This window comes from Pseudomonas edaphica (assembly GCF_965277385.1).
GTDB classification, from domain to species: Bacteria; Pseudomonadota; Gammaproteobacteria; order Pseudomonadales; family Pseudomonadaceae; genus Aquipseudomonas; species Aquipseudomonas edaphica.
Window position 1 is genome coordinate 742,136 of record NZ_OZ255725.1, and the last position, 23,154, is coordinate 765,289.

At 62.9% G+C, this 23,154-nt stretch carries 19 protein-coding genes and 1 pseudogene; 12 read left to right on the forward strand and 8 right to left on the reverse strand.

The annotated features are described in order from the left end of the window. The first annotated feature begins 103 nt into the window (after nucleotides 1-103). The 4 genes and pseudogenes from ACQY47_RS03055 to ACQY47_RS03070 all read left to right on the forward strand — a co-directional run. Nucleotides 104-844, forward strand: coding sequence for a response regulator (locus tag ACQY47_RS03055; RefSeq protein ID WP_056857883.1), 741 nt, complete (start codon nucleotides 104-106; stop codon nucleotides 842-844). Further along, entirely contained in the window at nucleotides 841-2,148 is a 1,308-nt protein-coding gene (locus ACQY47_RS03060; RefSeq protein ID WP_428555498.1) for an ATP-binding protein, read from the forward strand. Before ACQY47_RS03055 ends, ACQY47_RS03060 begins: the two co-directional genes overlap by 4 nt. Nucleotides 2,149-2,443: 295 nt before the next feature. Then, nucleotides 2,444-3,526: an LLM class flavin-dependent oxidoreductase gene (locus ACQY47_RS03065; protein WP_017137767.1), complete on the forward strand. Its 1,083-nt coding sequence runs from the start codon at nucleotides 2,444-2,446 to the stop codon at nucleotides 3,524-3,526. A 212-nt stretch (nucleotides 3,527-3,738) separates the two neighbouring features. Further along, nucleotides 3,739-3,921, forward strand: a pseudogene (locus ACQY47_RS03070) (LLM class flavin-dependent oxidoreductase); the annotation flags it as partial. Between the two features lie 147 nt (nucleotides 3,922-4,068). Here ACQY47_RS03070 and ACQY47_RS03075 read toward each other — a convergent pair. Together ACQY47_RS03075 and ACQY47_RS03080 are read right to left on the reverse strand one after the other, a co-directional pair. Next, a complete protein-coding gene (locus ACQY47_RS03075) occupies nucleotides 4,069-4,863 on the reverse strand; it encodes a class II aldolase/adducin family protein (protein ID WP_428555502.1) in 795 nt (264 codons plus the stop codon). Between the two features lie 242 nt (nucleotides 4,864-5,105). Further along, the gene (locus ACQY47_RS03080; RefSeq protein ID WP_017137765.1) at nucleotides 5,106-6,011 is read right to left on the reverse strand and encodes a LysR family transcriptional regulator; all 906 of its coding nucleotides are present in this window, start codon (nucleotides 6,009-6,011) and stop codon (nucleotides 5,106-5,108) included. 225 nt (nucleotides 6,012-6,236) lie between these two features. Here ACQY47_RS03080 and ACQY47_RS03085 point away from each other — a divergent pair, with 225 nt between their 5' ends. The 6 genes from ACQY47_RS03085 (at nucleotide 6,237) to ACQY47_RS03110 (ending at nucleotide 13,071) form a co-directional block, all read left to right on the forward strand. Beyond that, nucleotides 6,237-6,848 (forward strand): cysteine dioxygenase, encoded by a 612-nt coding sequence (locus ACQY47_RS03085; protein ID WP_017137764.1) that lies wholly within the window; start codon nucleotides 6,237-6,239, stop codon nucleotides 6,846-6,848. After that, a complete protein-coding gene (locus ACQY47_RS03090) occupies nucleotides 6,845-8,428 on the forward strand; it encodes a rhodanese-related sulfurtransferase (RefSeq protein WP_428555506.1) in 1,584 nt (527 codons plus the stop codon). The genes ACQY47_RS03085 and ACQY47_RS03090 overlap by 4 nt, the downstream gene beginning before the upstream one ends. A 99-nt stretch (nucleotides 8,429-8,527) precedes the next feature. Next, nucleotides 8,528-9,502: an ABC transporter substrate-binding protein gene (locus tag ACQY47_RS03095; protein ID WP_428555509.1), complete on the forward strand. Its 975-nt coding sequence runs from the start codon at nucleotides 8,528-8,530 to the stop codon at nucleotides 9,500-9,502. Nucleotides 9,503-9,516: 14 nt separating this feature from the next. Continuing rightward, nucleotides 9,517-10,857, forward strand: a complete 1,341-nt coding sequence (locus ACQY47_RS03100) for an LLM class flavin-dependent oxidoreductase (RefSeq protein ID WP_428555512.1) — start codon at nucleotides 9,517-9,519, stop codon at nucleotides 10,855-10,857. After that, complete coding sequence (locus ACQY47_RS03105; RefSeq protein WP_428555515.1) at nucleotides 10,854-12,110, forward strand: acyl-CoA dehydrogenase family protein; 1,257 nt, start codon at nucleotides 10,854-10,856, stop codon at nucleotides 12,108-12,110. Before ACQY47_RS03100 ends, ACQY47_RS03105 begins: the two co-directional genes overlap by 4 nt. A 13-nt stretch (nucleotides 12,111-12,123) precedes the next feature. Then, on the forward strand, nucleotides 12,124-13,071 hold the full coding sequence (locus ACQY47_RS03110) for a D-isomer specific 2-hydroxyacid dehydrogenase family protein (protein WP_138454135.1): 948 nt from the start codon (nucleotides 12,124-12,126) through the stop codon (nucleotides 13,069-13,071). Nucleotides 13,072-13,210: 139 nt separating this feature from the next. On the opposite strand, the gene ACQY47_RS03115 is transcribed toward ACQY47_RS03110, so the two are convergent. The 5 genes from ACQY47_RS03115 to ACQY47_RS03135 form a co-directional block, all read right to left on the reverse strand. Beyond that, nucleotides 13,211-14,092, reverse strand: a complete 882-nt coding sequence (locus ACQY47_RS03115; RefSeq protein ID WP_428555518.1) for a LysR family transcriptional regulator — start codon at nucleotides 14,090-14,092, stop codon at nucleotides 13,211-13,213. A gap of 116 nt (nucleotides 14,093-14,208) precedes the next feature. Next, nucleotides 14,209-14,826 (reverse strand): isochorismate family cysteine hydrolase YcaC, encoded by a 618-nt coding sequence (gene ycaC / locus ACQY47_RS03120; RefSeq protein WP_017137757.1) that lies wholly within the window; start codon nucleotides 14,824-14,826, stop codon nucleotides 14,209-14,211. 28 nt (nucleotides 14,827-14,854) lie between these two features. Then, nucleotides 14,855-16,693: an amidohydrolase gene (locus ACQY47_RS03125; RefSeq protein ID WP_056857894.1), complete on the reverse strand. Its 1,839-nt coding sequence runs from the start codon at nucleotides 16,691-16,693 to the stop codon at nucleotides 14,855-14,857. Then, nucleotides 16,690-17,280: an antibiotic biosynthesis monooxygenase gene (locus ACQY47_RS03130; protein WP_017137755.1), complete on the reverse strand. Its 591-nt coding sequence runs from the start codon at nucleotides 17,278-17,280 to the stop codon at nucleotides 16,690-16,692. The genes ACQY47_RS03125 and ACQY47_RS03130 overlap by 4 nt, the downstream gene beginning before the upstream one ends. Nucleotides 17,281-17,377: 97 nt before the next feature. Then, nucleotides 17,378-18,286, reverse strand: coding sequence for a LysR substrate-binding domain-containing protein (locus tag ACQY47_RS03135; protein ID WP_017137754.1), 909 nt, complete (start codon nucleotides 18,284-18,286; stop codon nucleotides 17,378-17,380). 204 nt (nucleotides 18,287-18,490) lie between these two features. Between ACQY47_RS03135 and ACQY47_RS03140 the strand changes: the two genes are divergently transcribed. Beyond that, entirely contained in the window at nucleotides 18,491-18,889 is a 399-nt protein-coding gene (locus ACQY47_RS03140; protein ID WP_017137753.1) for a helix-turn-helix domain-containing protein, read from the forward strand. A 57-nt stretch (nucleotides 18,890-18,946) separates the two neighbouring features. Beyond that, nucleotides 18,947-21,715, forward strand: a complete 2,769-nt coding sequence (locus ACQY47_RS03145; RefSeq protein ID WP_428555525.1) for an ATP-binding protein — start codon at nucleotides 18,947-18,949, stop codon at nucleotides 21,713-21,715. Here ACQY47_RS03145 and ACQY47_RS03150 read toward each other — a convergent pair. Next, nucleotides 21,662-23,107, reverse strand: a complete 1,446-nt coding sequence (locus tag ACQY47_RS03150; protein ID WP_428555528.1) for a winged helix-turn-helix domain-containing protein — start codon at nucleotides 23,105-23,107, stop codon at nucleotides 21,662-21,664. The two genes, ACQY47_RS03145 and ACQY47_RS03150, sit on opposite strands and share 54 nt — an antisense overlap. Nucleotides 23,108-23,154 lie beyond the last annotated feature (47 nt).

A 23,154-nucleotide genomic window follows, 5' to 3' on the forward strand; every position in this document is an offset into this window, starting at 1 on the left:
GTGTATCTGGTCAGCGCCAGATACACTGCAATACAAAGCGCACAAGGCAAAGGCTGCGGCGATGGCTAGACTGCGGCCAAGAGCATTTAACGAGGAAGGCAGCATGGATCATGTCGATCACATCCTGATCGTCGATGACGACCGGGAAATCCGCGAACTGGTGGGCAATTACCTGAAGAAAAACGGCATGCGCACCACCGTAGTCGCCGACGGCCGCCAGATGCGCAGCTTCCTCGACACTACCCCCGTGGACTTGATCGTGCTGGATATCATGATGCCCGGCGACGACGGCTTGCAGCTGTGCCGCGAACTGCGGGTGGGCAAGCACAAAGCCACGCCAGTGCTGATGCTCACGGCGCGCAACGATGAAACCGACCGCATCATCGGCCTGGAAATGGGTGCCGATGATTACCTGGTCAAGCCGTTCGCCGCGCGTGAACTGCTCGCGCGCATCAATGCCGTACTGCGGCGCACCCGCATGCTGCCGCCGAACCTGGTGGTGAGTGAAACCGGGCGGCTGATCCGCTTTGGCCGCTGGCGCCTGGACACCACCGCCCGCCACCTGCTCGACGAGGACGACACCCTGGTGGCCCTCAGCGGCGCCGAATACCGCCTGTTGCGGGTGTTTCTCGACCACCCGCAGCGCGTGCTCAACCGCGACCAATTGCTGAACCTGACCCAGGGGCGTGACGCCGACTTGTTCGATCGCTCCATCGACCTGCTGGTGAGCCGCTTGCGCCAACGCTTGCTGGATGACGCCCGCGAACCGGCCTATATCAAGACCGTGCGCAGCGAGGGTTATGTGTTTTCACTGCCGGTGCAAATCCTCGGGGCCGAGCAATGAGGCCATGGCGGTTTGGCTGGCCGCGCACACTGGCGTCCCAACTGTCGCTGATTTTTCTGATCAGCCTGGTGTGTGCCCATGGGTTGTCATTCAGTGCGCAGTTCTACGAGCGCTATATCAGTGCGCGCACGGTGATGCTCGGCAACCTGGAAAACGACGTGTCCACCTCGGTGGCCATCCTCGACCGCCTGCCCGCCAACGAACGCGCCAGTTGGCTGGCGCGTCTCGACCGGCAGAATTACCGGTACTTGCTCAACGCCGGCGAGGCCGGTGAACCGATGACTAGCAACGATGTGCCAATGGCCGCCACCTCGATTGCGGACGCACTGGGCGAGCATTACGCCCTGACCTTTCGCGATATTCCGGGCATCCAGAAACACTTCCAGGTGCACCTGACCCTGGCCGATGGCAACCCGATCACCCTCGACGTACGCCCCGCCGCCCTGCCCGTAGCCTATTGGTTGCCGGTGGTGCTGGTGCTGCAACTGGCGCTGCTGCTCGGCTGCACCTGGGTCGCGGTGCGCCTGGCCGTGCGCCCGCTGACACGCCTGGCCCGTGCGGTCGAAACCCTCGACCCCAACGCTCACCCCACACCCCTGGACGAAACCGGCCCGAGTGAAGTCGCGCATGCCGCCGCGGCGTTCAATGCCATGCAACAGCGCATTGCCGAATACCTCAAGGAACGCATGCAGATCCTCGCCGCGATTTCCCATGACCTGCAAACGCCGATCACCCGCATGAAACTGCGCGCCGAGTTTATGGATGACAGTGCCGACCGCGACAAATTGTGGAACGACCTCAGCGAAATGGAGCACCTGGTGCGTGAGGGCGTGGCGTATGCGCGCAGCGTTCACGGCGCCACCGAGGCCAGCCACCGCATTGACCTGGACGCCTTTCTCGACAGCCTGGTGTTTGACTATCAGGACATGCAAAAGCAGGTCAGCCTGCGCGGCAAAAGCGCGCTGATCCTCGACACCCGCCCCCACGCGCTGCGCCGCGTGTTGGTGAACCTGGTGGACAACGCCCTTAAATTTGCCGGCAGCGCCGAACTGGAAGTCGGCTCGACAGCCAATGGGCAGTTGTCGATCAAGGTATTGGACCAAGGCCCGGGAATTGCCGAAGACGAATTGGCGCAGGTGCTGCAGCCGTTCTACCGGGTAGAAAGCTCACGCAATCGCGGCACCGGCGGCACCGGGCTGGGGTTGGCGATTGCCCAGCAACTGGCGGTGGCGATCGGCGGCACGCTGACCTTGAGCAATCGAGTTGAAGGCGGCTTGTGCGCCGAGATTCGGTTGAGTCTTTAGCGCACTGTTCTGTGGCGAGCAGGCTTGCCCTGCGTTGGGCTGCGCAGCGGCCCCTTCCAGTTGATTCACCGCGCCGTCTGAATTGGGGCGGCTTCGCCACCCAACGCAGGGCAAGCCTGCTCGCCACATTGAGTGCACAGCTTTAATAAAATTTACGCATGATAATTCTGCTTTTTATAATTAGGTTAGAACCAACAGGCATTTTACAGACCCCGCCACGGCCCTTACTTTTGACCCGAGTGACCGACCCCACGCCCGGAGGAGGTGTTAATCGCGCAATCGACAAGGACAGACCATGAGCATCGAATTTATCGGTTATATCGGCGGCCATCACGCTTCCGAGATTCACCCGCGCAGCGGCCCTACCCTGCAGCCAGACTACGTCGAAACCGTGGCCCGCGCCCACGAAGCGGCCGGCTTCGACCGCGCGTTGGTGGCGTTTCATTCCAACAGCCCGGACAGCACGCTGATCGCCGCGCATGCCGCCAGCGTGACCCAAAAGCTGCAGTTCCTGATCGCCCATCGCCCAGGTTTTGCCCAGCCGACCCTGGCCGCTCGCCAGTTCGCGACCCTGGACGTGTTCAACGGCGGGCGCACGGCCGTGCATATCATCACCGGCGGCGATGACCGTGAACTGCGTGCCGATGGCAGCCATATCGGCAAGGACGAACGTTACGCACGCACCGACGAATACCTCAGCGTGGTGCGCCAGGAATGGACCCACGAGCAGCCTTTCGATTTCAAAGGCACCTACTACCAGGTCGAAGGCGCGCACTCGACGGTGAAGTCGCCGCAGCAACCGCATATCCCGCTGTACTTCGGCGGCTCTTCCGCGGCCGCGATTGCGGTGGCCGGCAAACATGCCGACGTGTATGCGCTGTGGGGTGAAACCTACGAGCAGGTGCGCGAAGTGGTGACCCAGGTGCGCGCAGAAGCGGCCAAGCACGGGCGCACGATTCGCTTCAGCTTGTCGTTGCGCCCGATCCTCGCGCAAACCGAGGAGCTGGCCTGGGCACGTGCCGAGACAATCCTGCAACAGGCGACCGCACTGGCTGACAAGCAGGGCTTTGTGCGCCGCGAACCACCCAACGAAGGCTCGCGCCGCTTGCTGGCAGCGGCAGCGCAAGGTTCGCGCCTGGATAAGCGCCTATGGACCGGGATCGCCGAGTTGCTGGGCGCGCAGGGCAACTCCACTTCATTGGTCGGCACCGCCGAACAAGTCGCGCAGGCATTGCTGGACTACTACGACCTGGGTATCACCACCTTCCTGATACGCGGGTTCGACCCGCTCAACGACGCAATCGACTACGGCAAGCAGCTGATCCCGCTGACCCGCCAGCTGGTCGCCGAGCGCGAACAGGCCAAACAGGTCGCCTAATCACACTACAAAACCCATGTGAGAGCTGATCAACTGTGGGAGCTGGCTTGCCTGCGATAGCGGTGTCTCAGTCAACATCAATCTTGACTGTTACACCGCTATCGCAGGCAAGCCAGCTCCCACAGGAGTTTGGCGTCAAGCATGGGTTCAGTTTTTGTAGTCGGTATCCGTACGCTCCAACTGCCGAATCAACGCATTCCAATGCCGCGCCTTCATTGGTCGGCACCGCCGAACAAGTCGCGCAGGCATTGCTGGACTACTACGACCTGGGCATCACCACCTTCCTGATACGCGGGTTCGACCCGCTCAACGACGCAATCGACTACGGCAAGCAGCTGATCCCGCTGACCCGCCAGCTGGTCGCCGAGCGCGAACAAGCCAAACAGGTCGCCTAATCACACCACAAAACCCATGTGAGAGCTGATCAACTGTGGGAGCTGGCTTGCCTGCGATAGCGGTGTCTCAGTCAACATCAATCTTGACTGTTACACCGCTATCGCAGGCAAGCCAGCTCCCACAGGAGTTTGGCGTCAAGCATGGGTTCAGTTTTTGTAGTCGGTATCCGTACGCTCCAACTGCCGAATCAACGCATTCCAATGCCGCACCACACCCGGCCCTGCGCCATTGCTGAACACCTTGGCCTGCTCCTCCACCTTGGCCACCACCTCTGCCGGCGGGAAGACAAGCTCAGCATTGCCGCCCGCCTGCGCCGCGATCTGGATATTGCACGCGCGCTCCAGCCCTTGCAGTTGCTGGAAGGCGTGTTCCACGCTGATACCGGCAGTCAACAGCCCATGGTTACGCAAAATCATCACACTCTTATCGCCCAGGTCAGCCACCAAGCGCTCGCGCTCATCCAGGTCCAACGCCACGCCTTCATAACCGTGGTACGCCACGCGCCCGGAGAACGCGATGGCGTGCTGGGAGATCGGCAGCAAGCCATCCTTCTGTGCCGACACCGCAATGCCGTCGCGGGTGTGAGTGTGCAGCACCGCTTGCAGGTCATGACGCGCGCCGTGGATGGCGCTGTGGATCACGTAACCTGCGTAGTTGATACCCAGGCCGGTCGGGTCGTCGACAATCGTGCCGTCGAGGTCGACCTTGACCAGGTTGGAGGCGTTGATTTCATCGAACAACAGCCCGTAGGCGTTGATCAGGAAATGCTCATCCGGCCCCGGCACACGGGCGGAGAAGTGCGTGTAGATGTGATCGGTCCACTTATACAGCGCCGCCAGCCGATAGGCCGCCGCCAGTTTGACGCGCACCTCCCACTCTTCTGGCGTGACGCGCTGGCGGACATTGCTGGAAACGCTGGAAATCGAGGTGACACTGCTCATGGCAAAACTTCCTGGATGGCCTTAAGGACTTCCAGTCAGCCTAGGGGATGGCCAAAAATAATAAAAAGCACATTTTAATCTAAGCTAATTATTATTTTTTTTTATAAAAAAACCAGCTACCACATAGATAGTTCCCACGCTCCGCGTGGGAATTCAGCCCTGGACGCTCCGCGTCCCAAAGCGTGACGCAGAGCGTCACAGGAGGCATTCCCACGCAGAGCGTGGGAACGATCAGTCTGCACTCACGCAGCATTGCGGATCTTGTGTAAAGAGGCCGCCACCAGCGTCCCAAACGCATCCACCGGCCCTTGCAGGTTACCCAGGAAGTGCGGGTAGATCAGCCACAAATCCATCACCGGCTTGAAGTCCTTGAGCGGCACCACCGCCAGTTGCTCAAGGTGCGCACTGCGCTCCAGCAGCGGCCGCGGCACCAGCCCCAGGCCCAGGCCGTCCGCCACCAGGCCCAGTTGCAATTCGGTGCCGAAGGTTTCCAGGTTCACCCGCAGCGCCAAGCCCTGGTCGGACAAGGTGCGCTGCAACCCGGCACGAAAACCACAGCCATCCGGGTTGAGAATCCAGCCGCCCTGGTACACATCAGCCAACTTGCAGGGCTTTTTCGGCAACTGTGCCTTGGCACACACCACCACCAACTCCATCTTGCCGATGGACTCGCCGACAATGTTGTCCGGGAAGATCTTGCCCGCCGGGAACAACGCCACCGCCGCATCCAGCTCGCCGCGCTCGATCTTGCCGACCAGTTGGCTGCCCCAACCCGTGGCGACCTGGGCGCGCAAGTCGGGGTATTCACTGCGCAAATGCTTGAGCGCATCCAGCAGCACCACATCGCCAATGGTCTGCGGCACGCCCAGGCGCAACACGCCGGTGGGCGGCGCATCGGTGGCCACCAGCTCACGCAGGGCATCCATCTCGCGCAGGATCAACCGGCATTGTTCATACACCCGCGTGCCGATCAGCGTAGGTTTGAGCGGCTTGGTGTTGCGGTCGAAAAGCTCCACGCCCAGCGCCTGCTCGAAGTTCTGCACGCGGCGGGTGATGGCCGGCTGAGTCAATTGCAACGACTCGGCGGCGTGGCTGATGGACTGGCAACGAATCACTTCGACAAAGGCATCGATATCGTCAATTTTCATTTGGGCCGCACATAGAGAACAGTCATTAAGATGTGTGGCAAGCATAGTTGCCACACGGCGGTCTGGATAGCCTGCGCTGTGATCGATAACGTCTAACGCTATTCAGACCGGTTCTAAATTACCTAAAGCTATAAGCTAATCATTAAAAAATAGCATATTAACTATAAACATTATGCTTATATAAACCCATCAAGCCATCCCCATAACCGCCATGATGGAATTGCCATGACCCAGTCCCGACACCCCGAAAGACTCAGAGCCTTTATAGGCGCCCTGGCGGAACTGATCGACGGCAACCCGCGCGAAGGCGACCTGTTGCACCGTGGCGGCAAGCTGTTGGCGCAACTGGTCAGCCATGACGACTGGCTGCCCGACGAGTACGCCCAACCGGATCCCGAGCGCTACCAGCAATTTTTGCTGCATGCCGATTCGCGCCAGCGTTTCAGCATCGTCAGCTTTGTCTGGGGGCCGGGCCAGCGCACGCCGATTCACGACCATCGGGTGTGGGGCCTGATCGGCATGTTGCGTGGTGCGGAGTTCTCCCAGGGTTTTGAGCGTGCGCCCGATGGCAGCCTGGTGGCCGAAGGCACACCGGTTCAACTGCTGCCCGGCCAGGTTGAGGCGGTGTCGCCCAAAATCGGCGATATCCATCAGGTCAGCAATGCCCACAGTGACCAGGTGTCGATCAGCATTCACGTGTACGGCGCCAATATTGGTGCCGTGCGCCGTGCGGTGTATCAGCCCGACGGCAGCGAGAAACTGTTTATCTCCGGTTATTCCAACGCCTACCTCCCGAACATCTGGGATTTGTCCAAAGAAAAGAGCCCTGCCCTATGACCACCGTATCGAACCGCAGCTTCGCCCAGATTCGCCAGGCCCTGTTGGACCGTGAAGAAGTCGCCTTGGTCGACGTGCGCGAAGAAGCGCCCTTTGCCGAGTCGCACCCGCTGTTCGCTGCGAATATCCCGCTGTCCAAGCTGGAGCTGGAGGTGTATGCGCGTATTCCCCGTCGCGATACCCAAGTGACGGTCTATGACAATGGCGAAGGGTTGGCCAAACGTGCCGCCGCGCGCCTGGTTGCGTTGGGCTACACCCAGGTCAGCCTGCTCGAAGGTGGCCTGGACGGTTGGCGCCGCGCCGGTGGCGAGCTGTTTATCGACGTCAACGTACCGAGCAAAGCCTTCGGCGAGTTGGTTGAGAGCGAGCGCCACACGCCCTCCTTGGCCGCCGAAGAAGTGCAGGCGCTGCTCGACAGCCAGGCCGATGTGGTGGTGCTCGACGCGCGCCGCTTCGACGAATACCAGACCATGAGCATTCCTACCGGCATCAGTGTGCCGGGTGCCGAACTGGTGCTACGCGCCCGTGAACTGGCGCCGGACCCGGCCACCCGTATCATCGTCAACTGCGCCGGGCGCACCCGCAGCATTATCGGCACGCAGTCGCTGATCAACTCAGGCATCGCCAACCCGGTGTCGGCACTGCGTAACGGCACTATCGGCTGGACCCTGGCCGGGCAGAAACTCGCCCATGGCCAAGCGCGCCGCTTTGCGCCGACCCGCGAAGAACACCGCCAGATCGCCGCACGGGATGCGCGCAGCGTGGCCGACAAGGCGCGGGTTGGCCGCGCCACGCTCGCCGACCTGCAACGCTGGCAGCAAGAACCCAAGCGCACCACGTACCTGTTCGATGTGCGCACGCCGGAGGAATTCGAAGCCGGCCACTTGCCGGGCGCGCGCTCCACACCGGGCGGCCAGTTGGTGCAGGAAACCGACCACGTGGCCAGCGTGCGCGGAGCGCGCTTGGTGCTGGCCGATGACGACGGCGTGCGGGCGAACATGTCCGCCTCATGGCTCGCGCAATTGGGCTGGGAGGTGTACGTGCTGGACGACCTGCAAGCGGCGAACTTCAGCGAACAAGGCGCCTGGGTCGCGCCGGTCCCGACGCCAGTGCAGGCCGAATTGATCACCCCCCACACCCTGGCCGAGTGGCTGCCCCATGGCGACACGGCAGTGCTGGATTTCACCCCCAGCGCCAACTACGTCAAACGCCACATCCCCGGTGCCTTCTGGGTCTTGCGTGCGCAATTGGCCAACGCACTGGCCAAGGTGCCGCCTGCCGAACGTTATGTGCTGACCTGCGGCACCAGCCAACTGGCGCGCCTGGCGGTCGCCGAAGTCGAAGCCATCACCGGCAAGCCGGTGTTCCTGTTGCAAGGGGGCACGCTTAACTGGATCGCCGAGAAGCTACCGCTGGAAGAAGGCGAAACCCATCTCGCGTCACCGCGTATCGACCGCTATCGCCGCCCGTACGAAGGCACCGACAGCCCGAAGGAAGCCATGCAGGCGTATCTGGACTGGGAATTCGGCCTGGTCGACCAGCTGGCGCGCGATGGTACCCACGGTTTCTACGTGATCTGAACCACCTTCACGCCTGCCCCACACCGGGGCAGGCCGCACCGACCCCTTGCCAGGCGGAGGTAACCCACACTTTTTCAATTTGCCTGGGATTTATCCATCATGGTCTTTAGCACGCCCTTCAAACACCTGCTGCTGAGCAGCGCCCTGGCCCTCGGCCTGATCAGCACTGCACACGCCGCCGATCTGCAACCGCTACGCGTGGCCAACCAGAAATCCACGATCAAGGCATTGCTGGAAGCCTCGGGCGAAACCAACAACGTGCCCTATCAAATCCAGTGGTCGGAGTTCCCTTCCGCCTCGCCGCTGGGCGAAGCCCTGAACGCGGGCGCCGTCGATATTGGCGCCCTCGGCGACGCGCCGTATGTGTTCGCCTTGGGCGCCGGTGCCGCGCTCAAGGTGGTCAGCATCATCCACGCCGAAGGGCGCAACACCACCGCCCTGGTGGTGCCCAAGGACTCGCCGATCAAGACGGCCGCCGACCTCAAGGGCAAAAAAATTGTCACCGGACGCGGCTCCATCGGGCACTACCTGGCGATCAGGGCCTTGGCCAGCGCAGGCCTGACGACCAAGGATGTGCAATTCATTTTCCTGCTGCCCGCTGAATCCCGGCTGGTACTGGACAACGGCACCGTTGACGCCTGGGCCACTTGGGACCCCTACACGACGGTAGTCACCTCACAAAGCCACGCCCGGGTCCTGGTCAGCGGCAAGCAATTGTTGAGCAACCACCTGTATTTCGCCGCCACCAGCCAAGCCATCGCCAACAAACGCCCGCAACTGGATGACTTCGTGGCCCGCGTTGACCGTGCCTACGCCTGGGCCAACACACACCCGGATGAATACGCCGCTGCCCAAGCCAAAATTACCGGCCTGCCCTTGGCGGTGCACCTGGAGGTGGCCAAAGACACGCAACTGAACCCCGTGGTGATTGACGACAGCGTGATCAAGGGCCTGCAAGCGACCGCCGACACCTATCAGAAGGAAGGCCTGCTGCCCAAGCGCATCGACGTGTCCCAGGGTTTCGACACGAGCTTTAACGCCGAACGTTTTCCCACTTCCCAAGCATCGCGCTAAGCAAGGAGCCGCACATGAGCACGCCACGTCATCTGAAACTGGGCGCTATGGTCCACGGTGTCGGTCACGGCTGGGGCGAATGGCGCCATCCGCAGGCGCAACCGAATGCCAGTACCAACTTTGGCTTCTACAAACAGCAGGCCGAGTTGGCCGAAAGCGCCAAGTTCGACTTCGTGTTTATCGCCGACAGCCTGCACATTCACGCCAAATCCAGCCCGCACTACCTCAACCGTTTCGAGCCGCTGACCCTTCTCTCGGCCCTTGCCGCGTTGACCACCCACATCGGCCTGGTCGCCACCGTGACCGTCAGCTACACCGAGCCCTACCAGGTGGCGCGCCAGTTCGCCTCTTTGGACCATATCAGCGGCGGCCGCGCCGGCTGGAACGTGGTCACCTCCTGGCTGAGCGGCACCGCCGACAACTTCGGCAAAGCCGAGCACCCGCCCCACGCCGTGCGCTACCGCATCGCCAAGGAACACTTGAACGTGGTCAAGGGCCTGTGGGATTCCTGGGAAGACGACGCCTTTGCCTACAACAAGCAGAGCGGCGAGTTTTTCACCCCCGACAAGCTGCATGCACTGAACCACAAGGGCGAGTTTTTCTCGGTCAAAGGCCCGCTGAACATCGCCCGCTCGCGCCAGGGCCAGCCGGTGATTTTCCAGGCGGGCACCTCTGAAGATGGGCGCAACTTTGCCGCTGAGCATTCCGATGCGATTTTTGTGCATGTCGAGACGCTCGAAGAAGCCAAGGCTTACTCGGCTGATTTGAAACGCCGCGCCAAGGGTTTTGGCCGTGATGCGGGCAGCCTGTCGATTTTGCCGGGCATTCGTCCGATTGTCGGGCGCGATGCTGCCGAGGTGGAAAGCCGTTATCAGCAGGCCGTGGACCTGGTCACCGTCGAAGATGCGATTGTGGCGCTGGGCCGCCCCTTCAACGACCACGACTTCAGCCAATACCCGCTGGACGCACCGTTCCCGGAGCTTGGCGACCTGGGCAGCAACAGCCAGAAAGGCGGTTCTGACCGTATCAAGCAACTGGCCAGGGACGAAGGCCTGACCCTGCGCGAAGTGGCCTTGCGTTTTTCGCGGCCCAAGCGCGAGTTTGTCGGTACCCCGGAGCAGGTCGCCGATGCGATTCAAACCTGGTTCGAGTCCGGCGCCAGCGACGGCTTCATCATCAACTCGGTACTGCCGGATGGCTTGCAGTACTTCACCGAACTGGTGGTGCCGGTGCTGCAGCAGCGCGGGCTGTTTCGCAGCGAGTACAGCGGCCAGACCTTGCGCGATAACCTGGGGCTGGAGGTGCCGACCAATCGGTACAGCGAAGTTGAAGTGCAACAGGAAGCGCTGGCATGAGTGAGCCTCTCAACCGATTAGCCAATGTGGGAGCTGGCTTGCCTGCGATAGCGGTCTCTGGGCCTGCATTGCGGGTGGCTGATCCACCGCCATCGCAGGCAAGCCAGCTCCCACAGGGGTCGGCGCAATTCGACGCCCTGCTCGAACGCCTCAGCGCCGAGCTGGCCAGCAGCGCGCACCTGTATGACGAAAGCGGCGCCTTCCCCCACGCCAACTTCACGCGGCTGCATGAACATGGCCTGGTCGCCCTCACCGTGCCCAAGGCCCTGGGCGGTGGCGGCGCAAGCTTGGCGCAGGCGCGCAAGGCCATCAGCGCGATTGCCAGGGGCGAGCCGTCTACCGCGCTGATTCTGGTGATGCAGTACCTGCAACACACACGCCTGCAAGACAGCAAAACCTGGCCGCAGCACCTGCGCGTACAAGTCGCCGAAGACGCCGTGCGCAACGGAGCGTTGATCAACGCGCTGCGCGTCGAACCTGACCTGGGCACCCCGGCCCGTGGCGGGCTGCCGGCAACCACGGCGGTGCGCACCGCTGACGGCTGGCGCATCAGCGGCCGCAAGATTTACTCCACCGGCAGCCACGGCCTGAGCTGGTTCAGCGTGTGGGCGCGCAGTGATGATGCCGACCCGCTGGTGGGCGCCTGGCTGGTGCCGAAAAACAGCCCCGGCGTGAGCATCATCGACACTTGGGACCATCTGGGCATGCGCGCCACCTGCAGCCACGAAGTGGTGCTCGATAATGTCCTGGTGCCGCTGGACCATGCCGTCAGCGTCAGCCCCTGGAGCGCACCGCAACCTGAGCTGGATGGCGAGGGGTTCCTGTGGATGTCGGTGCTGCTGTCGTCGGTGTACGACGCCGTGGCCCAGGCGGCGCGGGACTGGCTGGTGAACTGGCTGGAGCAGCGCAAGCCGTCCAACCTCGGCGCCGCGCTGTCGAGCCTGCCGCGTTTTCAGGAAACCGTCGGCCATATCGACACCCTGCTGTTTGCCAACCGCAGCCTGCTCGAGGCCGCCGCCCAGGGCCACACGCCAGCCGCCAATGCGGCGCAGCTTAAATACCTGGTGACCGGCAATGCGATCCGCGCCGTGGAGCTGGCCATCGAAGCCTCGGGCAACCCTGGCCTGTCGCGCCATAGCCCGCTGCAACGGCATTACCGCGACGTGCTGTGCAGCCGCGTGCATACGCCGCAGAACGACGCGGTGCTGCAAGGTGTGGGTAAAGCGGTGTTCGCTCAACGTGCGCAACAATGAATAAGGAACGCTCATGAGTCAGGTGATTATCGCCAGCCAGCTGGACGAAGATTACAACCAGGTATTGCGCGAACGCCTTGCCTCGATCCACCCCCATGCCCAGGTGATCGGCGTGCCGGCCGGTGTGCCCAGCGACCTGCCGCCCCAGGCCAATATCCTGCTGCTGCGCCCTATCAATGTGCGCGGCTACACCGCGCCCGATACTCCGCCGCCGGGCTGGCCGTATGGCGCGCAGTGGGTACACCTGGTGTCGTCGGGCATCGACTTCTACCCGCAGTGGCTGTTCAACGGCCCGCCGGTGACCACCTCACGGGGCAGTGCGGCCGATAACCTTGCCGAGTTCGCCCTGGCGGCGATCTTTGCGGCGGCCAAGCATTTGCCGGCTATCTGGGTGAAGGATGCCCAGTGGACATTCACCGCGCTGCGCCCGCTCAAGGGCAGCACATTGGGCATTCTCGGCTTTGGTGCGATCGGCAAGAGCCTGGCGCAAAAAGCCCAGGCCTTGGGGATCAACGTGGTTGCGCTGCGCCAGAGCCAGGCACCCTTTGAGGTGGACCATGTTGAGGCCGCCAAGGACATCCACGACCTGTTCGCCCGCGCCGACCACCTGGTGCTGGCGGCGCCGCTCACCGAGGCCACGCGGCATATTGTCGACCGTGATGTGCTCGGCAGCGCCAAGCCGGGATTGCACCTGATCAATATTGCGCGCGGTGGTTTGCTGGATCAGGAGGCCCTGCTGGAAGCCCTGGATAACGGTCAGATCGGCCTGGCCTCGCTGGATGTGACCGAGCCGGAGCCACTGCCGCAGGGCCACCCGTTGTACAGCCATGCGCGGGTGCGGTTGTCGCCGCATACCTCGGCGATTTCGACCAACAGCCAGCAGGAGATTGCCGACACGTTCCTGGCGAATCTGCAGCGGTATGTGCAAGGTTCAACGTTGGCCAATCTTGTCGCCCCTTGAATATGTGTGGGAGCTGGCTTGTGTGGGAGCTGGCTTGCCTGCGATGCAGTCACCTCGGTGTGTCAGTCACACCAAGGTGATGCTATCGCAGGCAAGCCAGCTCCCACATAAGCCAGTCTTCACAATAGATGCGTGTGGGTCAGCAACCGCTGGCCAGGCGTTCGCGCAAAAACTCCACCAGCGCCTGCACTGGCCGCGAACTTTGCCGGTGCTGCGGGTACACCGCCGACAAGGTCAGGGCCTCGGGGGCGAAGTCGTCCAGCAGGGTTACCAAGCGCCCGTCTTTCAACGCCTCGGCAACAATAAAAGTCGGCAGGTAGGTCACGCCCAACCCGGCGATCGCAGTGTCGCGCAGCAACTCGCCATTGTTTACGCGCATGCGTCCACTGACGCTGAGCGCCTGCAACTTGCCTTTGAAGCGCCATTGCACTTGGCGGCCATGGCCGTAGGGCAGGCAGTCGTGGTCGGCCAGGTCTTCAGGCCTGAGCGGCGTACCCTTGGCGGCGAGGTAATCAGGGCTGGCGCAATACACTCGCTGCACACTGGCGATGCGCCGAGCAATCAGGGTCGAGTCTTCCAGCGTGCCGATGCGCAAGACCAGGTCGTAGCCCTCGCCGATCAGGTCCACCGGGCGATCACTCAAGTCGACTTCCACCGACACCTGCGGGTGGCGTTGCAGGAACTGCGGCAACAGGCAGCCCAGATGGGCCATGGCAAACGACAACGGCGCGCTGAGCCGAATCGTGCCGCGCGGTTCGCTGTTCTGGCCGGCGATGCCCTGCTCCACTTGCTCGACTTCACCGAGCAGGCGCAAAGCGGATTCGTAATAACTCTGGCCCAGTGGTGTGACGTCCAGCCGACGCGTGGAGCGGTTGAGCAGGCGCACGCCGAGGCGGTCTTCCAACTGGATAAGGCGGCGGCTGACGAACTGCTTGGACAGGCCCAGTTGCTCGGCGGCGGCGGTGAAGCTGCCGGATTCCATGACCTGGCAGAACAGGCGCATTTCTTCGAAGGGATTCATTGTCGCTTCTCGGTGGACATTTGGCTGGTTTATAGCCTGTCAGCAGCTGCGACACAATCAAATGCAGGAGGGGCTTGCCCCCTCCTACGGGGTTAATCTACCCCTTCAAACGCAGCTTACTTGGCCGTAAACGCCGAGTAGCTGTTCATCAGGTTACGGTAGTTCGGAATGCGCGGCGACAGCAGGTTGGCCAGGCCTTCCATGTCGTTGCGCCAGTCAACTTGCAGTTCACAGGCGACAGAGAACCAGTTCACCAATTGTGCGCCGGCGGCCGTCATGCGTGCCCAAGCGGCTTGTTGCACGGTTTCGTTGAAGGTACCCGAGGCGTCGGTCACCACGAACACCTCAAAGCCTTCAGCGAGGGCGCACAGGGTCGGGAACGCGACGCACACATCCGTTACCACGCCGGCAATGATGATCTGTTTGCGGCCGGTGGCCTTGACGGCCTTGACGAAATCTTCGTTGTCCCACGCGTTGATCTGGCCAGGGCGGGCGATGTAAGGCGCGTCCGGGAACAGCGCCTTGAGTTCCGGAACCAACGGACCGTTAGGGCCACTTTCAAAACTGGTGGTGAGGATGGTCGGCAGGTTGAAGAACTTGGCCACGTCGGCCAGGGCCAACACGTTGTTCTTGAACTCGTTCGGAGAGAAGTCTTGCACCAGGGAAATCAGGCCGGTCTGGTGATCGACCAGCAGTACAACGGCGTCATCTTTGTTCAAGCGCTTGTAAGTCATGGGTGAACTCCTTTGGGTGTTTTTAAAATCAGAAGGCAAAGCACGAGCAACCAAACGCGCCCCAGAAACCCTGGAAATCGCTGACCGGTACGCTGGAAAGCCGCGCTTTTTCATGGCCGTGGGCATGCACGCCGCACGGTCCGCTGCAGTGGTGCACTTGAGCTTGCACCGGTGAACCTGGGCGCCAGTGCCCCGGCACCTTGACCACCGGCGACCAGTCCGGCAGCACCGGTACTTGGGGCGGGGCGAAATCTTCGAAGTCGCCGGCGCCGTACACCACCTTGCCGCCGACCACGGTCAGTACCGACTCGATCCATTTGATGGCTTCTTCATCGACGCTGAAGAAGTCCGCCGAGAGGGCCGCCACATCCGCCAACTGGCCGACCTTGATCTGGCCCTTCTTGCCCTGCTCCGAGGAGAACCAGGCGCTGCCGTGGGTGAACAATTCCAGCGCGGTGAGGCGCGGCAGGCCTTCGGCGTGCAGCTCCAGGCCGCCGACGGTGCGGCCGCTGACCATCCAGTACAGCGAAGTCCAGGGGTTGTAGCTCGAGACCCGCGTGGCGTCGGTGCCCGCCCCTACCGGCACGCCTTCGGCCAGCATGCGCTTGATCGGTGGCGTGGCTTCGGCGGCCTTGGCGCCGTAGCGCTCGACAAAATACTCGCCCTGGAACGCCATGCGGTCCTGGATCGCGATACCACCGCCCAAGGCCCGGACGCGCTCGATGTTTTTCGGCGTAATGGTTTCGGCGTGGTCGAAGAACCACGGCAGACCATTGAACGGAATGTCGCGGTTGACCTTCTCGAACACATCCAACATGCGCGAAATGGATTCGTCGTACGTGGCGTGCAGCCGGAACGGCCAGCGCTGCTCAACCAAGTGGCGCACCACCGGTTCCAGTTCCTGCTCCATGGTCAACGGCAGGTCGGGGCGTGGCTCAAGGAAATCTTCAAAGTCCGCCGCCGAGAACACCAGCATCTCGCCTGCGCCGTTGTGGCGCAGGTAATCGTCGCCCTGGTGCAGGGTGACGCTGCCGGTCCAGTGCTTGAAGTCGCTGAGCTCTTCCTTGGGCTTTTGCGTGAACAGGTTGTAGGCGATACGTACCGTCAGCTGTTGGTCCTTGGCCAGTTGCTCGATCACCGCGTAGTCGTCCGGGTAGTTCTGGAAACCACCGCCGGCGTCGATGGCGCTGGTGAGGCCCAGGCGATTGAGTTCACGCATGAACTGGCGGGTCGAATTGACCTGGTATTCGAGCGGCAGTTTCGGACCCTTGGCCAGGGTTGCATACAAGATCATCGCGTTGGGACGCGCCACCAGCATGCCGGTGGGGTTGCCATTGCTGTCGCGCACAATCTCGCCGCCCGGCGGGTTCGGCGTGTCCTTGGTGTAACCGGCTACGCGCAGGGCGGCGCGGTTGAGCAAGGCACGGTCATACAGGTGCAGCACGAACACCGGCGTATCTGGCGCGGCCTGATTCAACTCTTCCAGGGTCGGCATGCGTTTTTCGGCGAACTGGAATTCGTTCCAGCCCCCCACCACACGCACCCATTGCGGCGTCGGCGTGCGATCGGCTTGATCCTTGAGCATGCGCAACGCATCGGCCAGTGACGGCACGCCTTCCCAGCGCAGTTCAAGGTTGTAGTTCAGCCCGCCACGGATCAGGTGCAAGTGCGAGTCGTTAAGGCCGGGGATCACGGTGCGGCCCTTGAGGTCGATGACCTGGGTACCGCTGCCGCGCAGGGCCATGGCCTCGCCGTCGGTGCCGACCGCGACAAATCGGCCTTGGTGGATAGCGACCGCAGTGGCCCGTGGGTTTTCGCGGTCCACGGTGTGGAACTGGCCATTGAACAGAATCAGATCGGCGTTCATAGGGTGTCCTTTACAGAGGCTTCAAGCCAGGGAGCGAACAGGCGGGTGGCGGCCGGCATCAGCAGGTAAACCACCAGCAACACAATGGTCAGGGTCACCAAAAAAGTGGAAACCACATAGTTGGACAGGAACGGGTGCAGACGCAGGATCGGCCCCCAGATAAACGGCAGCAGCAGGGTTTGCGGCAGAATCACGCACAGGCTGACCACCGCCTGCTTCCAGCGCGGCGGTTTGGCGGCGCTGTCGGCCAGTGGCGCGAACCAGAACTCATTAGCCGCACCAATTTCGGTCTTGTCGCCGTCGGCCAGCATCGGCGCCGCTTCAGCGATCAGCGCCTGGCGTTCGGGGGAGTCGAGCCAGCGTTGCAGCGCGTCGGTGGAGCGATAGCGCAAGACGCAGGTAAACAGTGCTTGCCCGCCCTGCTTACCGCGCACCACATCCACACCGAGGTGGCCGGGCCGCTCGCCGGCGATGCGTACGATGCGCCGCAACCAGGCCTCGTAATCGGCTTCACGGCCGGCCTTGATCAGGTGTTTGACGACCAGGGTGACGACTTCGTCGGGGCTGGTTTCAGGTGTCGGGTCCATACGGTGTGATTCCCCCCTGGAGAGTTGAGCGATGGGGGGAGTCTGGCGGGGAACGGGGGGCAGGAATTGGATGTTTGTGCTGTTTCGCCTGGCGCGCTCACGCCACACGCGCCATATGCTCACTGATGCGCGAGCGCAACCAGCGCTCCGCCGGGTCGTTGTCATGCACGCCGCTCCAGACCATCGACAATTCCGAGGCTTCAATCGCGAACGGCGGGTCCTCGGCGCGCAGCACCGTGCCTTCGGTCAAGGCACAGGCGGCGTAGTCGGGCACCGTCGCAATGATCTGCGTGCCCGCCAACAGTGCGCGCAAGCCGCTGAACTGGGGTACCGCCAGCACCACCCTGCGCGCCCGGCCGATGCGCGCCAGGTCAAGGTCGATATTGCCGCTCAAGTCCCCCGAGAACGACACCATCGCATGGGGCCGCGTGCAGTAGTCATCCAGTGTCAACGGCGCCGCGCCGTCGTCGCCGCGCAGCACCTTGCAGGGAATGTCCCGCAGCTTCTTGCGCTTGGCATTGGCCGGCAGTTCGGTGGTGTAGCTGACGCCCACGGAAATCTCGCCACTGGCCAGCAACGAAGACATCAACAGGTAATTGGCGCGGCGTACCACCACGATGATCCCCGGTGCCTCTTCGCGCAGCTGGCTGAGCAACGGCGGGAACAGACCGAACTCGGCATCATCGGACAGGCCGATACGAAACACCGCGCAACTGGTGGAAGGGTCGAAATCCTTGGCGCGGCTGACCGCGCCTGAAATGGTGTCCATCGCCGGTTGCAGCTCCTTGAGTATCGCCACCGCCCGTGGCGTGGGCTCCATGCCCCGCCCATTGCGCAACAGCAATGGGTCGTCGAACAAGTCGCGCAGGCGCCCGAGCGCGGCACTCACGGCCGGCTGGCCCATGAAGAGCTTTTCGGCGACCCGGGTCAGGTTCTTCTCGAACATCAGCGCCTCGAAAATCACCAACAGGTTCATGTCGACGCGGCGCAGGTCGTTGCGGTTCATGGCGGTATCCAAACGGTTATCAGGCCGTCAGGTAAGCATGTCGCACAGATCGACGATTGCATGCCTGTGCTGTCTTTTCCGGGCGCGCACCTGGCGAAATTAACAACGATTAACTCGCCAGCCAGACGGCCCGGCGCCAAAAATACAGCGGTCTACACTGCATCCATTCACCGGGAACGCTCCCATCGACTACGGATATTTGTCATGGCCCGACTTGATGACTGTGCCCCTCGCCTTGGCGTCACCGGTGGCTTGTGCCCCCGGCGCGAGCGAGTTGCCAAGCAACTGATCCTCGCCAACCTCGGCGAAAGCCTGGCAATTGCCGACTTGGCGCAGGCCTGTGCGCTGTCGCGCAGCCATTTTTCCCGTGCGTTCAAGTGCACCACCGGGCTGTCGCCCCAGGAGTGGATTCGCCAACAGCGCATTCAGCGGGCCAAGGAACTGATCACCGGTTCGTCCCTGAGCCTGACCCAGATCAGCGTCGAATGCGGCTTCTGCGACCAGGCGCACTTCTGCCATATGTTCACGCGCAGCGAGGGCGTGAACCCGATGACCTGGCGAAGTCACCACATCCGTCAAAAATCACAGGTGATTGCAGCCTAGTGGTCTGCACCGGCCTGGAATATGCTGGCCAAACTCTTTTCCTGAACAGGGGCCACTATGCGTGACCTCAACGACCAGGCCGTGCATTTCGGTCCCTACCGTGTCCACCCGCGCCAGCGCCTGGTGCTGGAGGCTGGCCGCCCCTTGCGCCTGAGCCGACGCGCGCTTGAAATCTTGCTGATTTTGCTGGAGCACGCCGGCAATGTGGTGAGCAAGCAGGAACTGATCACGCGGGTATGGCCCAAAACGGTGGTCGAAGACGGCAACCTGCGTGTGCATATGGCCGCGTTGCGCAAGGCCCTGGGCGATGGCCAGGCCGGGCAGCGCTATATCGTCACCGTCGCCCAGCGCGGTTACAGCTTTGTCGCCCCCCTGAGCATTGAACCGATGACCACCGCCATCGACGGTATTCCCCACAACCAGGGCCATAACCTGCCACTGCGCCGTACGCGGATGATTGGCCGCCAGGTGTTGATCGACGCACTGGTGCAGCAACTGCCGCAGCAACGCTTCATCACCCTGACCGGCGCGGGCGGTATCGGCAAGACCACCGTGGCGCTGCGTGTGGCGGAATTATTGATCGGCCATTACCGCGACGGCATTCACCTGCTGGATCTGGCGCCGCTCAGCGCGCCGTCAATGATCCTGCCCAACCTGGCCGCCCTGCTCCACCTCGCACCCACCGAACATGACCCGCTGCTGACCTTGGCCCGAAGCCTGCACGCGCGGCAGTTGCTGCTGGTGATCGACAACTGCGAACACCTGCTGGACGACATCGCGCTGATCAGCGAAACCTTGCTGCGTCACCTGCCACACCTGCACATTTTGGCCACCAGCCGCGAAGCCCTGCGCGCCGAGGGCGAGTACGTGCAACGCCTGGAGCCGCTGGCCTGCCCACCCGCCACCGGGAACCGCGCCCAGGCACTCGGCTACCCGGCCTTGCAACTGCTGATCGAGCGTGCCATGTCGCACCAGGACAGTTTTGAGCTCAGCGAGGCGCAACTGCCCCTGGCGATCGAGATCTGCAAGCGCCTGGACGGCATTCCCCTGGCAATCGAATTGGTCGCCACGCAGATCGAGCGCTTCGGCTTGCCGGGTTTGCTGGTGCAGATGGAGGACAATCTGCGCCTGCTCAACCGTGGCCTGCGCAGCGACCTGCCCCGCCAGCAAACCTTGCGCGCCACGCTGGATTGGAGTTTTAACCTGCTCACCGCGTGCGAACAGATCTGCCTGCGCCGCCTCGCGGTGTTTCGCGGCGGGTTCAGCCTGGCAAGCGCGGCGGCGGTGATCGCCGGGGAGCAGATCGCACCGGCCGAAGTGCTGGGTTCGATCACCCAACTGGTGGCCAAGTCGCTACTCAACGTCGAGGCCGGCGATGATGACATGGTCTATCGTCTGCTGGATGTCACCCGCAGCTATGCCCTGGAAAAGCTCGACCACGCAGCTGAACTCGACAGCACACGCGAACGCCATGCGGCGCGCTGTCTGGCGCTGATGGACCAGGCGCGGGAAGACTGGGAATTCACTGCCACCGAGCTGTGGATCAACCGTTATGCGCCGTTGCGCGAGGACATTCGCGCCGCCCTCGACTGGGGCTTGGGCGACCACGGCGCGCACCTGCTGGGCATTCGCCTGACGGTCAGCGCCATGCCCTTGTGGCAGGAGTTGTCGCTGCTGCGCGAACATGGGCTGTACGTAGACCAGGCCCTGGCGCTGATGCCGCAATCGGGCGCGCCCTGCACGCAGTTGACCATGCAACTGCAACTGGCCCTGGGCAGCCTGTCCTATCACGCCTTGGGCGGCGCACCGCAGACCATCGCTGCGTTTGTGGCGGCCCGGCGCCTGGCGCAAGCGCTCCAAGACAATGGGGGCCAGTTGCGAGCCGTCTCCGGGCACATGGCGGTCAACCTGTGTGCCGGCCGCTACCGTGAGGCGCTGGAGCAGAGCATGCAGTTCGACCGCCTCGACCCGCGCACCGATCCGCTGCTGGATTTGAGTGCCCAGCGCTTACGGGTACTGGCCCAGCATTTCGCGGGCAACCAGGTCCTGGCCCTGCACAATGCCGAACAAGTACTACAGCGCATGGCCCACAGCGGCCATCTCAACCGTTTCACCCATGGCTTTGGCGTGCAATACGACCAGAGTGTGGCGTCGCTGACGGTGCTGGCGCGCATCCTGTGGCTGCGCGGGTTTCCAGAGCGGGCCGCACGAATGGCAAACCAGGCGCTGGAGCTGGCGTTGCAGATCAACCACGGCACCTCTATCTGCTACACCCTGGCCCTGGCCAGCGTACCGATTGCCCACTACAACGATGGCAGCGGCGCGGCGCACGCGCTGCTGACGCTGCTGCTGGAGCACTCACAGAAACATTCGGTGCAGTTGTTTCATACCTGGGCGCGGCATTACGAGGGCACCGCACCCCATGCGACATTGCAAGGCCTGGGCCTGGGCCTGGTTCAGGACATACTGGTGACCTTCAATGCCGCGCAGGTAGATGACACGGTATTTGAGCGCGCCAGAAACGGCGCGGCCGGTTGGTGCACGGCCGAGATTCTCAGGGTGCGCGCCGAGGCCCTGCCCGACCTGCGCGCGCGCGAATCGCTGCTGCTGGAGGCATTGGGCTTGGCGCACGAGCAAGGCGCACTGGCCTGGCAGTTGCGCTGCGCGACCTCACTGGCTTGCCTGTGGCAAAGCCAGGGCCGTGTGCGGGCAGCACGTGAGCTGTTGAATTCGGTCTACGGGCAATTTACCGAAGGCTATGCCACCCAGGATCTAGTCCGCGTGCGCAGCCTGCTCGACCAGTTGCAGGACAAACGGTCGGCCTGAAAATGGCCCCAGATAATGCCCATAGCCCTGCTGCAAACGCGCCACCTGCAACGGGTCACGCAGCTGCGCCAGGGCGTAGCTGCGCACACTGTTGAGCAGCCGATAGCGCCGCGGGCCGGGGCCGGGCTCGACCACCAGGGAAGACGTCGCGACCAGGCGTGCCAGCAGGTAAGCCAGGTCGGCGTGCGCAAGTTCAGTGCCGGCCACCAGTTCGGTCAAGGCCGGCAACGTCACCGCGCTTTTGAACAGCGCCAATTGCAGGAACAGCCAACGCTGCGGCAGGCTCAGGCGTTGATACGTCCAATCCAGCGCCGCCGTCAGCGACTGATGGCGCTCGACCGCCGTGCGTCGGCCACGCCTTAACACGTGCACGCCGTTGTGTAACTGCTTTTGCAACCCGCGTATTCCCAGGGCTTCAACCTGGGCCGCCGCCAGTTCCAGCGCCAGCGGGATGCCGTCCAGACGCCGGCAGATATCGCACAACGGCGCCAGGTCCTCAGACCGCAGTACAAATCCCTGCTGACCTGCACGCACCCGCGCCACAAACAATTGCAGGGCCGGATACAGCATGGCCTGCTCGACACCGCCCCGGTCAGCCGACGTCGGCAGCGCCAGCCGTGGCACGTGGTGCACCCATTCGCCGGGCACCTGCAAGGTTTCGCGGCTGGTCAGCAGCACGCTCACCTGAGGCGCCCTGGCTTGCAGTGTATGCACCAGATGACGGCAGGCGCCCAGCAACAAATCGGCATTATCGAGCACCAGCAACAGTTGCCGGGCGGCCAATTGCTCGCACAGTGCATGGGCGCCGACACAGGGTTGGAGGTGCAGGGTTTCGCTCAGGTAGTCCAGCAACCGGTTCGGCGCCTGCACAGTTGCCAGGTCCAGCCACCACACGCCATCGCGATAACGCGGCAACACCCGTTCGGCCAGCGCCAGTGCCAGGGTGCTCTTGCCGATGCCGGCGCAGCCGGTGAGCATCATCAGCCGTTGGCCGCCCAGGCGTCTCACCAGGCTGCCCAGCAGTTCGTCGCGGCCGATCACTGGGCTGAGCCGTGCGGCCAGATTGTGCCGAAGCCGCGGTGACGGCACCGGTGACGACGCCACGAAGCAGTAGCCGCGTTGCGGTTCATTGAGGATATAGCGTTGTCCGTCCAGCGCACGACGCAGGGCTGCGATGTGCACGCGCAAATTACTTTCTTCCACCACGCTGCTCGGCCAGACCCGGCCGATCAAGGTGTCCTTGCTGACAAATTGCCCCGGCGTCTCCAACAGTATCGCGAGGATATCCAGCGCACGCCCACCCAATGGCACCGGCTGGCCGGTCTTGCTGACCAGACGTTGATCGCGATGAAAGGTATAGGGGCCGAAGCTCACCGAGTGTGCATTGTTCATCTGCTGACAGCGCTGGAACACCCGGCCTTGGGCGCCTGCGCCTCCTT

Coding starts and splice junctions, on each gene's coding strand:
- ACQY47_RS03055 (WP_056857883.1), top strand. CDS start 104: ATGGATCATGTCGATCACATCCTGATCGTCGATGACGACCGGGAAATC.
- ACQY47_RS03060 (WP_428555498.1), top strand. CDS start 841: ATGAGGCCATGGCGGTTTGGCTGGCCGCGCACACTGGCGTCCCAACTG.
- ACQY47_RS03065 (WP_017137767.1), top strand. CDS start 2,444: ATGAGCATCGAATTTATCGGTTATATCGGCGGCCATCACGCTTCCGAG.
- ACQY47_RS03075 (WP_428555502.1), bottom strand. CDS start 4,863: ATGAGCAGTGTCACCTCGATTTCCAGCGTTTCCAGCAATGTCCGCCAG.
- ACQY47_RS03080 (WP_017137765.1), bottom strand. CDS start 6,011: ATGAAAATTGACGATATCGATGCCTTTGTCGAAGTGATTCGTTGCCAG.
- ACQY47_RS03085 (WP_017137764.1), top strand. CDS start 6,237: ATGACCCAGTCCCGACACCCCGAAAGACTCAGAGCCTTTATAGGCGCC.
- ACQY47_RS03090 (WP_428555506.1), top strand. CDS start 6,845: ATGACCACCGTATCGAACCGCAGCTTCGCCCAGATTCGCCAGGCCCTG.
- ACQY47_RS03095 (WP_428555509.1), top strand. CDS start 8,528: ATGGTCTTTAGCACGCCCTTCAAACACCTGCTGCTGAGCAGCGCCCTG.
- ACQY47_RS03100 (WP_428555512.1), top strand. CDS start 9,517: ATGAGCACGCCACGTCATCTGAAACTGGGCGCTATGGTCCACGGTGTC.
- ACQY47_RS03105 (WP_428555515.1), top strand. CDS start 10,854: ATGAGTGAGCCTCTCAACCGATTAGCCAATGTGGGAGCTGGCTTGCCT.
- ACQY47_RS03110 (WP_138454135.1), top strand. CDS start 12,124: ATGAGTCAGGTGATTATCGCCAGCCAGCTGGACGAAGATTACAACCAG.
- ACQY47_RS03115 (WP_428555518.1), bottom strand. CDS start 14,092: ATGAATCCCTTCGAAGAAATGCGCCTGTTCTGCCAGGTCATGGAATCC.
- ycaC (WP_017137757.1), bottom strand. CDS start 14,826: ATGACTTACAAGCGCTTGAACAAAGATGACGCCGTTGTACTGCTGGTC.
- ACQY47_RS03125 (WP_056857894.1), bottom strand. CDS start 16,693: ATGAACGCCGATCTGATTCTGTTCAATGGCCAGTTCCACACCGTGGAC.
- ACQY47_RS03130 (WP_017137755.1), bottom strand. CDS start 17,280: ATGGACCCGACACCTGAAACCAGCCCCGACGAAGTCGTCACCCTGGTC.
- ACQY47_RS03135 (WP_017137754.1), bottom strand. CDS start 18,286: ATGAACCGCAACGACCTGCGCCGCGTCGACATGAACCTGTTGGTGATT.
- ACQY47_RS03140 (WP_017137753.1), top strand. CDS start 18,491: ATGGCCCGACTTGATGACTGTGCCCCTCGCCTTGGCGTCACCGGTGGC.
- ACQY47_RS03145 (WP_428555525.1), top strand. CDS start 18,947: ATGCGTGACCTCAACGACCAGGCCGTGCATTTCGGTCCCTACCGTGTC.
- ACQY47_RS03150 (WP_428555528.1), bottom strand. CDS start 23,107: ATGAACAATGCACACTCGGTGAGCTTCGGCCCCTATACCTTTCATCGC.